Here is a 15971-nt window from a genome sequence, read left to right on the forward strand (position 1 = left end):
TGGGTGTGATCTTAGCTATCTACCGGTGCTACCCGCTGGGAAATCACCCGAGACACCCCATCGCGCATAGTAACCCCATAGAGTACATCCGCCACTTCCATCGTCCGTTTTTGGTGCGTAATGATGATCATTTGGCTAACTTCTCGCAACTGTTTAAACAGTTCCAACATCCGCGACAGATTCAAATCATCGAGGGCGGCTTCTACCTCATCCAAGATATAGAAGGGCGAAGGGCGGGCTTTGAAAATCGCGATTAAAAATGCCAGTGCCGCCAGGGAACGCTCCCCACCAGACAGCAGCGACAGGCGCTGCACATTCTTTCCGGCAGGTCGGGCGTTAACCTCTACTCCGGTAGTGAGCATATCGCTACTATCAGTTAGTTTTAGTGAACCGGTTCCCCCGGGGAACAGCCGTGCAAATACCTCCGTAAATTCTCGGGAAATATCGGTGAACGCCTGTTCAAATGCTTCTTTTACCCGATTATCAACTTCTCGTACTACTACTAGCAGGTCAGCTTTGGAAGTACGCAGATCTTGGAGCTGCCCCATTAAGAACTCGAAACGTTTTTCGAGGGCGCTGTGTTCTTCCAGCGCCAAAGGATTTACTTTGCCCAGCCGCGAGATGGCGCGATTAGCTTTTTCTAGCAACGCGCTCTGCTCAGCGCGATCATAGGGACGCCAAAGTCCCTCATCTTGCTCGCTGGAACTTTCGCGGTCTTGATCCGTCTCCACCTGCTCGGTGTCGGTATTTGCCGCTTCCTCACCCTCAATTTCTCCTCGATCCGCTTCCTCTTCTTTCGAGGCAGTGGCGGCTGTTTCTTGCGCATTGGCGGCTTTACTCGCCAGCAAATCAGGGTCGGGAACCAGCTGTTGCGGACCGAAGCTTGCAATCAGCTCTTCTTCAGAAAGGGCATAGCGTTCTTGGGCTTGCTGGGTTAGTTGTTCGGCGCGCACTCGATACTCTGCCGCTGCCACCTCATCACGGCGGGAAAGATCGTTTAACTGCGATAATTCTTTATTCAAGCGATCAATTTCGCTACGCATCTGCTGCGCTGCCTGTGAGGATGCTTCGCGGGCAGCATCGGCGCTTTCCCGCCAAGTTTTCGCAACTTGCGCTACCTGCGCTCCCTGGCGGGCAAAAATCTCACACCAGGAGGCTACCTGCAACATCCTTTGTGCATCTTGGGCGTGTTTGATTTCCCGTTGCTTGGCGGCAGCCAGGCGCAATTGGAAACGCTCCAAATATTTAACTTCTCCCTGGAAGCGTTCCCGCAAATTAGTGGTGATCTGAGTGGCAGCCGCCAAAGCCAAATGGGTTTCTGCTTCTTTTTCCCGGGCTGTCAAATCTGCGGCGCGAGCCTGTTCTAAAGCCTGTTCGGCTGCTTGTAAAGGAGCTAAATCTTCACTGCCAGCAAAGTCACTGCAGGCTTTTTCGGCAACCGCAACCTGGTGAGCGCAGGTGTCCACATCCGCCTGTGCTTGGTCTACTTCACTGGCAGATTGCTGGGTTTCGCTCTCGGCTCCCCTGACTGCCGCTTCTCGAAGCGCCCGTTTTTGGGCTTGTGCAGCGGCCTGAGCATCAGCAGCCCGTAAGGTTTTCAACGCCTGGGCGCTAGCTGCCGCCGCTTGGGAAAGCTCCTGGGTACTCGCCTGCACCTTTGCGCGGGCTTCCTCCGTTTGTTTGCGGGCATCCGCCGCGGCCTGGCGCGCTAAGCGAAGCTGACGCTCGACCTGGATGCGGTTCACCCCGCCACTGCCGGTGCTTCCTAAATACTTACTGATAACCGTGCCATCTGTTATCCCTACCCGCGCCTGAGGGAGGTTTTGTACCAGGGCACGCGCCGCCGCTAAATCCGGTGCCAAATAGCTATCTGCCAGGATTGCTTTTAACACCGCATGCAGGGAGGGCGGCGCTTCCACTGCCGCCAAGGCAGGTATCACGCCCTCTTCTTTCGCGCTTTGCTCCTCACTCATAGGGATCCGCTCTTGGCTTTCACCCTCCCCTAGCACCCAGCTAACAATCCCGGTGTTGCCTTTAACCGCCCCTAATCCTGCCTCTACCTGGCAAGCCTCTACTACGAGGGCGGCACCGCTTGTTCCCAGTAAGGCCGCAATCGCCTTTTCCCAGCGATCAGAAACACTAATCAACGAAGCTAGGTCGCCTTGTGGCTTAGCCGCCTGGGCGAATGCATTTTGCGCTTGGCTAGAAGAGGCAGCCAAGACTTGACGAAGACTAGTTTCGCTTTCGGTGGCAGCCACCGCTTTAGCTTCACTTTCCCGCAGCTGGTCACGTGCTTTTTCTAATTGGTTGCGCACCGTTTCTTCTGCCTGCGCCAGCTCGCGATATCGGCTAGCCGCATCTGCCCCTTCATCAACCGTTTCCTCGCGGTGAGCCGCCTGCTGCGCGCGCGCCGCCGACAGTTTTTCCCGCGCCGCCTCAGCCGCCTTTTCCGCTCTTTTAAGCCGCGAGTCCGCCGCCTCTAAACGTGCTTTTGCGGTTTCTAATTCTCGTTCCAGGCGAGCACCTTTTTGGGTTTTCTGCTGGGCTTCCTGCCGCAATTCCTGAGTGATGCGCGTTAGCTCTCCAACTTTTCGGGTAGTTTCTTCCCGCATTGCCTGCGCCGCATCACATTGTTTGCGCCGCGCCAAAGCTTCCTCATCCTTTGCTGCCAAGTCGCTTTGCAGCCGCGCTAAATGCTTTTGTCGCTCTGCCACGCTAGGACCAGAGGGAAGCGGTTCTGGTTTTGACAGGGAAGCGGCTCGTTCCTCAGCTAGCGCTCCCAAAGCCCGTAGACGCTCGGTGAGGGTCGTGAGCTGTTGCCACAGGTTCGCAGCTCGCCCTCCTAAATCACTTTGCTGCGCATCGGCGGTTAGTTGCGCTAGTTTTTCGCGCCGTTTTGCTAGTTTCCCAGTTAATTCTTCGCGCTGGAGCGTCAGAGTTTGCTCACTTTCCTGGTAGCGAGCAAGCTGCGAGCGCAGCTGCTGCAGATCATCAGCCAGGATCCGGCACCCGGCGTCGCGCGCCTGCGCCTGTAAAACCGCCGCTCGCCGGGCAGTTTTAGCTTGCCGCGCTAATGGCCCCAGTTGTTTTTGAATCTCTTGAGTCAGATCGGAAAGCCGGGACAGCTTGTCTTCTAAGCCGTCAAGTTTGCGCAATGCCCGTTCTTTACGCCGCTGGTGTTTGAGTACCCCAGCGGCCTCTTCAATCAAAGCTCGCCGCTGAGAAGGATCCGCCGATAGCACCTGGTCGAGTTTGCCCTGCCCGATAATGACGTGCATATTGCGTCCCATACCGGTATCCGATAGCAGCTCTTGGATATCTAACAGCCGGCAGGCAGTTCCGTTAATCGCGTACTCCGAGCCGCCCTGGCGAAATAGGGTGCGGGATATAGTAACTTCCGAATAATCAATCGGCAGTTCCCCATTGGTGTTATCAATGGTGAGCGCTACTTCTGCCCGCCCGAGGGATGAGCGGAAACTGGTGCCCGCAAAAATAACATCCGCCATGGATCCGCCGCGCAGATTCTTGGCGCCCTGTTCCCCCATAACCCAGGCGAGGGCGTCGACAATATTGGATTTACCAGAACCGTTGGGACCGACTACACAGATGATTCCCGGAGTGAACTGCAAAGTGGTGGCGCTGGCGAAAGATTTAAATCCGCGCAGCGTCAACGACTTTACATACATCTATCTGCTCCAGCTATTTAGCGGCTTCCGGGAACCAAATTTTGATCTCGCGAGCAGCGGAGGCGGGAGAATCTGCTGCATGTACCAGGTTCTGAATATGTCCACTGTCGTAGTCGCGTCCAAAATCTCCGCGAATAGTCCCGGGGGCAGCCTCTGTGGGGTTAGTGGATCCCACCAGGGAACGCACCCCTTCCACTACCCGGGTACCTTCGATAACGGCGGCTACGATTTTTCCGCTCTGCATAAAATCAACCATAGATTCGAAGAAATGCTTACCCCGATGCTCTTCATAGTGATCGTGCAACTCATCATCGGTGGCCTCTGCCACCCGCAGCGCTACGATGGCGTAACCTTTTTGCTCAATACGCGCCAAAATTTTTCCGACCAATCCGCGATGATACCCATCCGGCTTAACCAGTATCAAGGTATATTCCTTATTCGGATCTAGCTTCAGTTCGTTCATTGCCGCTGCCTTTCTTCTTTCCCGATGCTTTCTGCGGGGTTTACTTTTCTAAGGATACCGGCAAAGGCCCGACTCCAATTCTTTTTATCAGCTCTGCAGATGCCGTGGGATCGAGCGCTTCGCCAGGCTGCCCTGCTGCTTGCGCCTGCGCCCTCTGGTCGGTAGCTATTTCCTTAGGCTCCGGCGCGTTAGGGGCGCTCAGTTCTGCCTCTACCGCGTCAAGAGCCCGGCGAGATTCCGCTCCCTCGGCCGCAATCCGCAGTTCCTCTCCCGGTTCTACTTTTAGTCCCATCAAGGCCAGCACGCTGCCCGCATCTACCTCATTAATGGTCACCTCAGCATCAAATCCGGTAGCGATCCTCGCTAGTCGTGCAGCCGGACGCGCTGAAAGCGGCTCGGTACCGCCGTAGATCACAGTCCGCGGAGCGAGCGGGTCTACAGCGGGAGCAGGCGGCAGGATATCGGCCGCGTCCTCCTCGGGGAAAAATTGGGCAGCAGCGCTGATAGAGCGCAAAACTTCTGCTAAGTCAGCACCTTGAGCAGCCGCTACTGCTCCCGCGGCGGTTCCTTCTATCAGCGGCCCGCGTCCTAGCCGCAAAAATCGCTCCCCTAGATCGGTGATTACTTGCTGGCAGGCCAGGCGGGCGGCTCCAAAATCTGCCATCAATACCATTGCGTCCTGCTCTGACATTTTTTCCATTACCGCCGAAACCTTGGTAGCCACGATTTGCGAGGCCGTGCCCAAGCCTTCATCGTGGCACCCGCAGGGTTCAACAATAACCTCCGGAGCTAGCGTGGCTACCACTTCGCATACTCCGCGCGCCAAGGTTTGCGATTGCGAAACGACAATAAAGGCGGTTTTAGGACGCATGGTACTTCCTCCCAGGTACAGGTATCTCCTCTAGGTTATCGCGCAGGGGGTGTGACTTAAACCTTAGATGGATTCGCGCTCTGCCCAGTAACTATTGCAGAAATGTTAACCACTAAATCGGATGCCCCAAACGCCTTAGCTTAGGCGGCGTCCAGATCTTTGGCGACTAGCTCGGCAATGGCCGCAACTGCCTGCGGGTTTTCGCTCTCTACAGTAACTTCTGCCCCGTATTCAGCCCCTAAGGTCATGATTAACATCATCGAAGAGGCAGCCACTGGTGCCCCTTCAGCGGTCGCAATAGTGATTTCTTCAGCAAATTCGCCAGCTTTGGCGGCGATAATCGCAGCCGGACGCACATGTAATCCCACCGGCGATCCCACTTTTACCGTCATTGAAGCCATTATTTCTGCTTTCCCTAATCTATTTTCCGCTTAATCGTCTGCTTTGGCGGCTGCCGGTTTTTTGCGATTCACCTTGGCGAAGGTGATGGCCGCTGCACCTACTGCCACCCCCGCTACCAGGGCAATAACCGCCCCCAATACATTGGTGTAGGCAAATAGCACAAAGATTCCCCCATGGGGAGCGCGGCAACCTACTCCTAACGCCATTGCCAGGGCACCAGTTACTGCCCCTCCCGCCATCATCGAGGGAATAACCCGCAACGGGTCGGTAGCGGCAAAGGGGATCGCGCCCTCGGAAATGAAAGAGAGACCCAACAGCCAGGCGGCTTTACCGCTATGTCGTTCTGCCGGTGAATATAGTTTCGGCTGCACGGTAGAGGACAGTGCCATTGCTAACGGGGGCACCATTCCGGCCAACATCGCTGCCGCCATAAACTGATATGCTCCATCGGTTCCTTGGGACAACCCGGCAGTTGCTACCAGGTAGGCGGCTTTATTTACCGGGCCTCCCAGATCGAAACACATCATTAGACCGATTACTATCCCGAGGATAATCGCGGAAGATCCGGCCAAAGAGTTCAGCCAATGCTGTAGTCCCCTCATCAAAGCTGCCAGCGGACCTCCCAGCAGCATGAGCATTAACAGCCCTGTTAATAGCGTCGTTATTAACGGAATAATCGCCACCGGCATTAGCCCTGCTAACCACCGCGGACACTCCACGGCAGATAGCCAGTTAGCAATAATTCCGGCCACGATTCCAGTTACCAGCCCTCCGATGAAACCGGCTCCTACCGCGATGGAAATCGCCCCACCAATAAAGCCGGGAGCAATCCCGGGACGGCCTGCTAAGCCGAAGGAGATATACCCCGAAAGCGCCGGCACCAGGAAACTCATTCCAGTTTGACCTAGAAACACCAGCAGAGCCCCCAGGTATAGCGCAAGTCCGGAGCGGTTGGTATGCATTTGTCCTTCCCCGAAGGGGCCAGAATCTGGCAACTTCCACAAAGAGAAATTTAGGGAAATGTCTTGTGCCGGGTCGGAAACATCGTAGCCTCCTAGCAAGAATCCTAAAGCAATCAACAGACCGCCAGCAGCCACGAAGGGAATCATATAGGAAACCCCCGCCATTACTGCCTTTTGGATTCGCGCTCCCCAATGTGGGTTTCTAGCTTTCCTCGCCGGAAGCGTAGCAGATACGGGCGCGCCCTGCCGAGCCTTATTATTCGCGATTACCTCCCGAATTAACCTTTCGGGATCATTAATAGCTGCTTTAACCCCCACATCTACTAGTGGCAGCTGGGAAAAGCGCTCCGGAGCCTGCACACTCACATCATGTGCGAATATCGCTCCTGCTGCACCGGTTATTATTGCGGGATCTAACCGGTTAAAATGTCCAGATCCTTGTGCCTCTACATGCACTGTGACCCCTAGTTCTTTGCCTTTATTGATTAGCGCATCAGCCGCCATATAGGTGTGAGCGATCCCCGTGGGACAAGAAGTCACTGCCACCAGATATTCCCCCTGGTAACCGGTTTTCTTTTCTTGCGATACCGGGCTAGAGGATTCTATGGGAGATGGAGAAGTTGGATCAGTTGGATCAATCGGCACTTGTGTAGCCTTAGCTGCTGCCACTGGTTCGCGCCGAGCTGCGGTAGCTACCGGAGGGACGGACGGTGCTAGTGCCGCCATTATTATTTGCGCTGCCTTTTCCGCAGAATCCACAGACCGCAAAATTGAAAGGAAGTCCTTATCTACCAGCTTGTGCGCCAACTTTTGCAGTAGTTTCAAATGATCTTTTCCTTGCCCTTCGCCGGCGGCAATCATAAAGATCAAATCGGCCGGGCCATCTTTGGCCCCAAAAGCTATTGGCTCTTTTAACCGGGCAAAGGCGAGAGATACCGTGTTCACTGCTTGGCAGCGACAGTGCGGAATCGCAATTCCACCGGGCATTCCGGTTGCGGACTTAGCTTCCCGAGTCAAAAGGTCGCCGACCAAGCTAGTCTCCTCAGCGCGTCCGCTAGCAGCAATTTTAGCAGCCAGCGCTCTAATTACGCTGTTTTTATCGCTTCCCAGGGGTTCATCTAGACTCGCCAACTCTGGGATGATTAACCTCTCGTCTTCCATGGATCTCCTATTTAGTTAGGCAACTTTAAAGGCCAGGCTCGCTAATTTTAACTTCTCCGGGATTAATGTCTGCCGGGGTGAGTGGCTGGGTTTCACCTTTCGCGCAGGCAGCCGCACCAAGAATAGGTATTCTTGCCTCCCCCCCCCCACAGCCATCTGCTTGTCGCCAAGTTTGCCCCAGCATTCCTGCTCACTTGCGGTCATTGTATTTAATAGTTCCCCAACAGTTAAGTATTATTGCGGCCTTTTGGCTAATAGGCCTTTATGGACTGTTCCCACATTGCGGCGGCAGTATCGATGTTTATCTTGTTAAATGCAGCGAGACGTGTAACACTGTGATCGTTATGGGGCCTCGGCGAGGAGAGAAGTTGTCCGCAGCAGAAACAATTTATGGAACTCCGGTAGTAAATGGTCTAGCCTACGGGCCAGTCGCCTGGGTAAGCCATTTTGAGATCCCCAAATTACCTGCCACTAAACTCCCGCTAGCTGCCCGTAAAGCTGAGGTCGATCGCTACCTTAAAGCTGCTCAAACAGTCTCCGAACGCCTACTGACACGTGCAAAATCCACGGTAGGCACCGCCTCGGATATTTTAGCCGCTCAAGCCGAACTCTCCCGCGATCCCGGGTTCAAGAAGATGGTGGTTCAATCAATCAATAAAGGTACCCCCGCCGTAAGCGCCGTGATCACCACCACCGACATGTTTTGCGCCATGTTTGAAAAAGCCGGCAGATTGATGGCAGAACGTACCACTGACTTGAACGATCTGTGTATGCGGGTAGCAGCAGAACTACTGGGCGAACCCGAGCCGGGTATACCCCATCTTGGTGAGCCCTCGGTACTTTTCGCCGATGATCTTGCACCTGCTGACACCGCGGGGCTTAATCCGGAAAAAATCTTGGCTTTAGTTACCGAACAGGGAGGCCCCACCTCTCATACTTCGATTATCGCCCGCCAACTGGGGATCCCCTGTATCGTGGCGGTGCGCAGGCTCCACCAGATTCCCTCGGGGGAGAAAGTATTTGTAGACGCCTCCCTGGGATCGATTACTACCGGCGCCAACCCGGAAGAAGCCCACCCAAAAGTTGCAGCTGACCTACACTCACGCGCCGCTATCCGCAACTGGCAAGGCCCGGCATGCCTGGCCAGCGGCGAGGAAGTGGAACTGCTCGCCAATGTACAAGACGGTACCGGAGCACAGAAAGCTGCTGACGCCTACGCACAGGGAGTAGGACTTTTCCGCACCGAACTATGTTTCCTGGATTCAACGAAAGAACCTACTTGCGCGCAGCAGGCAGAGAAGTATTCGCGGGTGTTTGCGGCTTTCCCGGATCAGAAAGTAGTTACCCGCACCTTGGATGCCGGATCGGATAAGCCTATTTCTTGGGCAACTTTAGAGGAGGAACCTAACCCTGCTCTGGGAGTGCGGGGACTGCGCACTACCGGGATCGACGAAGACCTCTTTACTCGACAATTAGATGCAATCGCACAGGCATCACGTGGTCATCAAGGAAAAAACTGGGTAATGGTGCCAATGGTCTCTACCCTGTCGGAGGCAAAGTGGGTGGCCAAGCTGATTCGACAGCGGGGACTTACTGCCGGAATTATGGTGGAAGTTCCAGCAGTCGCGATCATGATTGACCAGTTCCTAGCGGAAGTTGATTTCGTTTCTATCGGTACCAATGACCTTAGCCAGTATGTGATGGCCGCCGATAGGATGAACGCTAACCTGGCAACCTACACTGATCCGTGGCAACCGGCAGTTTTGACGTTGATTTCCCGAGTAGCCGCCGCCGGAGTACGCCTGCAAAAACCGGTAGGGGTATGCGGGGAGGCGGCAGCTGACCCGGTTTTGGCGTGCGTACTCATAGGGATGGGGGTCACTTCCCTATCGATGGCGCCTTCGGCGATTCCCTCAGTGGGTTCCCAATTGGGTAAAGTTACGAAAGAGCAATGCAAACGCGCCGCCCAAGACATTTTAACGGCACAAGATAGCGGAGATGCCCGCAACAAAGCCCGCCGCGCCCTCGGGATCAACTAATAGCTAAATAGGTTGCTACCGGAACGCTACTGCCCGCGTTAACTCCTAATATCCCCGATAAGACTCCCAGAACCTGAAGGTAAAACAACTCGCGCCCAGGCTTTTTACCCGGGCACGAGTAGCAAATTTTTAGTTATTATAATTTTCGAACCGGCATCTAAACCGGTTTAATAGCCGGCAGGAGCGGTGCCGATAGAAAGGTATTGCCCCTCCCCCAGATCGACAATATCGCCTGCTTGCAGCTGCACTGGCTGCGCCGGTTCAATCGGGTAGATTTGTCCGCCGCGACGCAAACGGGTGCCATTTACTGACTCTAAGTCTTTCAAAGAGGGGATCCCATTTACATCAATATAAAGCAGGCAGTGGGTACGAGAAATCTGTTTAGCAGGACTGGGCACGGTCATAGTTTGAGCTTGCGGATAGGTGGAAGTAGCCGCATCAGGACGGCGCCCCACCACAATCGCGTCCTCTAAAATCATGGACTGCCCCTGCCCGGAAGTAACCGTATAGCGGGGAGCTGGCTGGTAAGCATCTTGCCCACCATATTGAGCTGGCATCTCATATTGCCCCTGGCCATAGTTTGCTTGCCCGTATGGTTGCTGATATTGCCCCTGTTCGTATCCCCCTTGCTGATAGCCAGGTTGCCCATATTCGCTGCTCTGATAGGTAGGAACCCCTTGGGGATAATATCCCGAGTATTGATCCGAACCGGGCTGCTCGCCATAGGGATTAGGGTAGACGGCATTAGCCTGCTGACCATAGGGATCGGGACTGCTTGGCGCCGGTACCCCGGATTCTGTCTGGGGCGCTCCATAAATCCCGCTGGGTGGTACATAACCTGCATTCGCTGCACCCGACTGGTTCGGGTAGTACTGGTAGGGATCGTTATCCATTGATTTTCCTCCATTACCAACCGGCAATTTTGCGCTCTGCTATTGGCACCAGTCTACCCCAGGCGAGGTTTTTCCATCTAAGCTAACCGCAAAAACTTTTACGCACCATTTACCCCCCTGGGGCTGGAGAGTTATTTTCGGTTCCGTAACCGTATGACTGCCCGCGTCCTTGCCATCTTGGATCACCTTAACCTGGTAGGACGCTGGAGAATCCCCGGCACCCGCTTTCCAGGTAAGGGCGATTTGGCCATCCGCGGTAGATTTTCCTTCCAGGGCGGCAACCGGGGAGATTTCGGCAATAATTCCGTCATCCGCCGAGGCAGTAATCAGAGGCTCGCTGGAACTGGGCGCAGTTTTAACCGCGCTGGTACCCGTTTTGAAATAGTAGGATACCCCGACAGCAGTCCCGGCTATCAGCACCAGCGCACCCATAATGGCTAGGAGAATCCGCCTCCATCCCAGCCGAGAGGTGGGTAATAGGGAACGCGAAAGCGCCGCGCTCGAGTGGCTCCCCACGATTAAGGGACTATCTGCCCTCCCGCCTTCTTTATCCGGCAGGGATCCTTGGGAACCGGAGGCATCCTTAAGGCGGGTAGCATCCGGATCGGTGACCACTTGCGCCAAAGTCGGATTATCGCTGGCGATATCCATACTGGTCAGCGGAAGAGAGAGTCGGCGCTGCACTTCTTGTAGCGTGACCCCAAATTGCGCGGCACTTTCGGGACGCTCCGCCGGATCATACTGCAGCGCCCATGCTAGAATCTCACGCAAAGGGGAGATCAATTGGGGCGCATCCAGGCGGGGCGTAGAATGCAAAACCCGCTGGGTCAGCGCAGATACCGAGTTATCGCCGCCCGGAATCTCGAAAGGACTACAACCGGTAACTAGCGAATGCATAGTTGCCGCCAGGGAATAAATATCACTGGTGGCTTCGGCCAAAGAGTTCTCGTCGTGCTGTTCGGGAGGCGCCCACGGCACCGATAACCCTAAAACGTCGCGGTGAGCCAGGGGTTTACCCAACGGCAAAGCTAAACCAAAATCTGATAGCACCGGGGTAGAAAACTCCGAAAACAGCACGTTTGCCGGTTTCACGTCCCGGTGCGCTAGCCCGGCTCGATGCACCGTTTCTAAGGCTCCTGCCAAGCGAATAGTGGTATCTAAGGATTCCGCCAGTGAAAGCGGCTGGCGGCGGACGCGCTGCGACAAATTCGCCACCGGACAGTATTGCAATACCAAATAGGGACGCCCATCCGGCAGTTTTCCGGTTTGAAATAAAGACAGGATCGCCGGGTGAGCACAGGTGGCAGCTAGTGCGTCGGCCTCGGTAGTGAAGACTTGGCGTCCTTCCCTACTGCCTAGTTCCCGCAGGACTTTGACTGCTACTTGGCGTTCGGGACGTTTTTGTTTATAGAGATAAACGTCGGCAAATCCGCCTCTACCTAACAACGATTGCACGCTAAATCCCGGGATTTTAGGGGGTGTTTGGGTCATCATCATCCCCTTTCCGTAACCGCGTTTCATCCATATTTTGGGGCGAGGGCGCCCGGCGGGTATAGTCTAGCGGCTCCGGGGGTAAAGCTGGAGGCTCCGGGGGCCTCGGGGGAGCCGGTGGCCAGGGAGTAGCAGCTGGATTTGCCCCGCGTTTCGGTTCCTTAGCTACCGCAGTTGCTTCGTTTACCGGCGGCCGAGGAGGCTGCGGTAATTCTGCCAGCTGCGTAGCTTGCGGCAAGCTTTGCGGATTCTTCAGCCGGGTGGCTTCCGCCGCTTCGGCTCGGTTAGCCAGTCGGGTACCATCGGAATCTACTCCCACCTGTGGCAGTCCTACTTGTCCTAGGCGGGTGGCTTCCGAAAATGCGCCTTCTTCCGCCGAGGCGGGGGCAGTTTCTTCGCTACTGCCGGGAGCCAAGGGGGTACGCAACTGCTGATATTCCTGCTCAGTAAGTCCCAAAGATAGGCTCGGTAGCGACAGCTCTTTGCGGGGAGTTAAGACGTTCCCCACCCCGGGGATTTTCTCTAGCTTTTTAGCAAAACTACTGCGAATAAACCGGTTATACAGCGAGGACGGCCGAATTGCCGCCACCAGCGCTTTAGCTTTTCCAGCTGCCGCTTTCCAGCTGTCGGTAAGGGTTTTAACTAGCTGCCAAGCCCAATCGGAATCGATTTCGCTATCGCTGCTGGGACTGTAATCTAGATAATCAGCGATCCCTGCTAGCTCTCGGGCTCCTGACTGCGGTTTCGCCTGGCTCATAGTCCCCAGATAGCTATCGATTATCCAGGCGGCCTCTTGCCGAGTAGCTCCCGCCGGGAGCCGGATTCCGCGATCCCGGAAACGGTCAACTATTTCTTCCCAAGCTCCCTTGAGACGGTCCTGGGGTTCTTTGGCACGCCGTCTCCTGCGGGAGCGATACCACTTAGCTAAGAGAGTTAGCAAGATCGGGGAAAGTAGTAGCAGCAGCCAACCACCATATTTGGCCACTTGCGCCAGCGCTGCCAAAATTTGCATTCCCGTGGAATGATTATCGGCATGCGCTTGTTTTTCCACATGGGGTAGCACCGGTGGAGTAGCCGGTGGAGGCGGGGGCTGCAGCACTTGGGGTTTTGGAACCGATTTGGGTTGCGGTTGATCGGTGCGGGGTACGCGATCGCGGGGAGGCGTGGGGTCGAAAGGGATCCAGCCGACCTCTTTAAATTTTACTTCCACCCAGGCGTGAACGTTATCCCCCTTAAGTTTCAGGTTCCCGCCCGCCTTTTTATCACCCGGATAGGCTCCGAGCACTACTCGCGCCGGAGCCCCAAAAGCACGCACCATCAAGGCCATCGCTACCGCATATTGTTCATCATCACCGATCAGTTCTTGTCCCTGGAAAAACTGGCTCATCCGGGCGGCGCGATGCCCGGGCCGAGAAAGCCCATCGGAACCATCGGAGAAGAAACCTTGCCCTGCTAGGTAGGACTCAACATTGCGCACCTTTTGCAAGGGATTGGTCGCCCGGGCAGTTAACTGGTTGTTAAGCTCAGTAATTTCTACCGGCACCGCTTCATCTTTACCTTGCGGAATGGGGTCAAACTCTAGGCCAGACATCTTCGCATCGCTAGGAATACGCTCCTTTGCGAAACTTACCTGATAGGAAAGACCTCCAGGGTTAGCGGTAAAAGCCGAGCGCAGAGAAGTCGAATAGTAAACCACCGGTTTGAGCTGGGTTGCGAATTTTAGAGATTGTGCATTACCTAGTATCGGCACCCAAGGTTGGTCATAGTTGACCAGTTTAACTTCGGCTTTACTGTCAGCGGACACCCCTTTATCTAGCAGCGAATCGACCTGCAGGAACTGTGCGTTTAATTGGGGATCAATTTTGAAAACAGTACCGTCATAGGCGTTCATAGTGGCAAAACGCATCCTACTACCCGCCGGATAGTTTTTTACTTCCGCAATAGTTTTGTCTTTCCAGTCACGCGAAAGGTGCCTAAAGGACGCTAACGGGGAAATAAAATCTTCTAGTTCCACCGGGGGGAGGACGTGACTGCGCAACACTTCCCGGTTTCCTCGCTCGGTAATCCCCGCCAAAGATGCTGAAGCCAAGCAAATAGTTAGGGTAACTGCCACCATCGCCAGCGGACGGATCAAGCGGTTTTTCTTTCCTGCTCCCGCTAGGTTCACTGCGCGCCTGCGTGCCTTGGAAGCGGCCTCGCTAACCAGTCCGCACCAAAGTAAGGCCAGGAAGAAATAGGCGGCTCCTGCCCAACGAGCTACTGGAACTAATTGAGACCCCCAGGCGATCGCTACCACTAGGCTAATAGTGGCAGGTATTAGCGCCACCCAAGGTCGACGCGAAGCTGCGGCTAACCCCGCTAAAAGCGCGGTAATGAGGCAGGTGAGGAAAGGTAGCACCGCGGCTCCTCCGGTTGCGCTTAGCGGCAAAGGAGCCGTAAGAGTATCTCGCCAGCAGGTCACCGCAGAAGTAACTAGAACCTGTAGACCCGACAGGGTGGGGTAAAACTTCCGCCCCAAAGGATCCGTAGCCGCCAGAGTGGGGCCAAAGAGTAAAAATACCCCTAGCATTAAAGTTAAAGTGGAGACTACCCCCAGATGCCAACGGCGACTAACCAGGGCTACTAGGCACCCTAATAGCGCTCCACTGCCGGCAGCTATTACCCCGGTGAAACCCAAAAACGGCAAAGAAAACAGGTAACACGGAACTATCAGGAGAAACAGGGAGCTCAAGCCTACAAGCTGGGATCTCTTCACGCTAGAGTCACCCCATTTAATGCCCGTGGGAGCTGCGAAAGCTCCCCGATATTTAAAAGTCTACGGGAGGCAGCTCCCCGGCGGGTTAAGGTAGCGCCGGCATCAGCTCGGATACCGGTAGTAGCCATATCGGATGCCGGTAGCAAACAGATTTGTTGCATCCTGCGCATAGTTACTCCCGGCCCGCTTATCAAGGAACAAACCGAGGATTGCGCTTCATGGGCTAGCGCCCAGCGCACCAAGTGGCGATAGTCTTGAGCGGCCTCAACGGGTTGCACTTCGGTTAAGAAATCTAGGACGGTGCGAGCAGTTGCCGCTTTCAATACAGTTTTTCCCGCATAAAGGGTCACCGGCTGCCCACCGGAAAGGGAGGAAACCGCCAGAGAAGCCGCCGCCTCTACCGCTAATTCAAAGTCTGCTTCCCCATAGTTTTCTCGCTTTAAATCCAGCACAATCAGATGGTGGGAGCGGCGGGTCTCTAGGTATTGTCGCATCATTAACTGGCCGGTGTGGGCAGACATTTTCCAGTGGATATGCCTTCGGTCGTCTCCGCTTTCATAGGGACGCAAGGCATGAAATGTCGCATCTGAACTGGTTATTACCTGCGAGGTTGCCCCTTCCATATCTCGGGAATAGCCACTTAATGTCCCCAGAGCGGAAGTGAAGTTGGGATAGACGTAAACATCTTGAGATTCCGGCCAAGATCGCACCCGGCGAATCAACCCTAAAATATCTTCTCGCACTGTGCGGGGCGGGCCAACCACAATCTTTTCTCGCCGCCTGGTTTGTAATTGAAACTCCCGGGTGAAAGTCTTGCCAGAACGCAAACTTGGTACCGCTATATCGGCTTGTTCTGCCCCCAATGGCAGTTCTATTTTCAAGCCACGCACCGCGCGGCGCCCCTGGTTGGTCGCTACCGCGCGCCCTAGTAGTTCTTGTCCTTTGCGGAGCCTATCTTGCTCAACTGTTACCCGCAGCGCCAGCTCGCCCCCACCCCAGGTCTGCGCTATCGCCGCCAACAGCGCTAATAGCGCAGCAAACATTATCGCCGCAGCTTCCGCCCAATCCCAAGCCAAGTAGGCAACCGAGCCAGCTAGTCCCCCCAACAGAACTAGCCACCCCAAACCAGTAAGCGGAATTTTGCGCACGACAGTAAGTGAGGCACGCGAGCGCGCCTGTTTCCAAGCTTTATTTCCGCTTTTCAGCGCGTCTTTTAACGCGGTAGTGGTGGTTTCGGAAACTTTCATT

10 protein-coding genes are annotated in these 15971 nt (G+C 55.1%); 1 reads left to right on the plus strand and 9 read right to left on the minus strand.

Annotated elements, in window-relative coordinates; all coding sequences use genetic code 11:
- Positions 1–11 precede the first annotated feature (11 nt).
- The 5 genes from smc to E6072_RS02820 form a co-directional block, all read right to left on the minus strand.
- Positions 12–3686 carry a chromosome segregation protein SMC gene (gene smc / locus E6072_RS02800; RefSeq protein ID WP_316693570.1) on the minus strand — a complete coding sequence of 1225 codons (3675 nt, stop codon included), beginning with the start codon at positions 3684–3686 and terminating at the stop codon, positions 12–14.
- 13 nt (positions 3687–3699) lie between these two features.
- Positions 3700–4149, minus strand: a complete 450-nt coding sequence (ndk, locus tag E6072_RS02805; RefSeq protein ID WP_316693572.1) for a nucleoside-diphosphate kinase — start codon at positions 4147–4149, stop codon at positions 3700–3702.
- Positions 4150–4189: 40 nt separating this feature from the next.
- Complete coding sequence (locus E6072_RS02810) at positions 4190–5020, minus strand: HPr family phosphocarrier protein (protein ID WP_316693573.1); 831 nt, start codon at positions 5018–5020, stop codon at positions 4190–4192.
- 140 nt (positions 5021–5160) lie between these two features.
- Complete coding sequence (locus E6072_RS02815; RefSeq protein WP_316693574.1) at positions 5161–5412, minus strand: HPr family phosphocarrier protein; 252 nt, start codon at positions 5410–5412, stop codon at positions 5161–5163.
- A gap of 39 nt (positions 5413–5451) precedes the next feature.
- Entirely contained in the window at positions 5452–7545 is a 2094-nt protein-coding gene (locus E6072_RS02820) for a fructose-specific PTS transporter subunit EIIC (protein WP_316693576.1), read from the minus strand.
- Between the two features lie 368 nt (positions 7546–7913).
- Here E6072_RS02820 and ptsP point away from each other — a divergent pair, with 368 nt between their 5' ends.
- Positions 7914–9584, plus strand: coding sequence for a phosphoenolpyruvate--protein phosphotransferase (ptsP, locus tag E6072_RS02825; protein WP_316693577.1), 1671 nt, complete (start codon positions 7914–7916; stop codon positions 9582–9584).
- Positions 9585–9751: 167 nt separating this feature from the next.
- On the opposite strand, the gene E6072_RS02830 is transcribed toward ptsP, so the two are convergent.
- From E6072_RS02830 to E6072_RS02845, 4 genes are read right to left on the minus strand one after another with little or no spacing between them, the layout of a single operon-like run.
- The gene (locus E6072_RS02830; protein WP_316693578.1) at positions 9752–10477 is read right to left on the minus strand and encodes an FHA domain-containing protein; all 726 of its coding nucleotides are present in this window, start codon (positions 10475–10477) and stop codon (positions 9752–9754) included.
- A 39-nt stretch (positions 10478–10516) separates the two neighbouring features.
- Positions 10517–11968 carry a serine/threonine-protein kinase gene (locus E6072_RS02835; RefSeq protein WP_316693580.1) on the minus strand — a complete coding sequence of 484 codons (1452 nt, stop codon included), beginning with the start codon at positions 11966–11968 and terminating at the stop codon, positions 10517–10519.
- The gene (locus E6072_RS02840; protein ID WP_316693582.1) at positions 11949–14699 is read right to left on the minus strand and encodes a transglutaminaseTgpA domain-containing protein; all 2751 of its coding nucleotides are present in this window, start codon (positions 14697–14699) and stop codon (positions 11949–11951) included. Before E6072_RS02840 ends, E6072_RS02835 begins: the two co-directional genes overlap by 20 nt.
- Before the next feature lie 20 nt (positions 14700–14719).
- Positions 14720–15970 (minus strand): DUF58 domain-containing protein, encoded by a 1251-nt coding sequence (locus E6072_RS02845; protein ID WP_316693583.1) that lies wholly within the window; start codon positions 15968–15970, stop codon positions 14720–14722.
- Between the last annotated feature and the right edge of the window lies 1 nt (position 15971).

The organism is Varibaculum cambriense, assembly GCF_032557235.1.
Lineage (GTDB): Bacteria > Actinomycetota > Actinomycetes > Actinomycetales > Actinomycetaceae > Varibaculum > Varibaculum cambriense_C.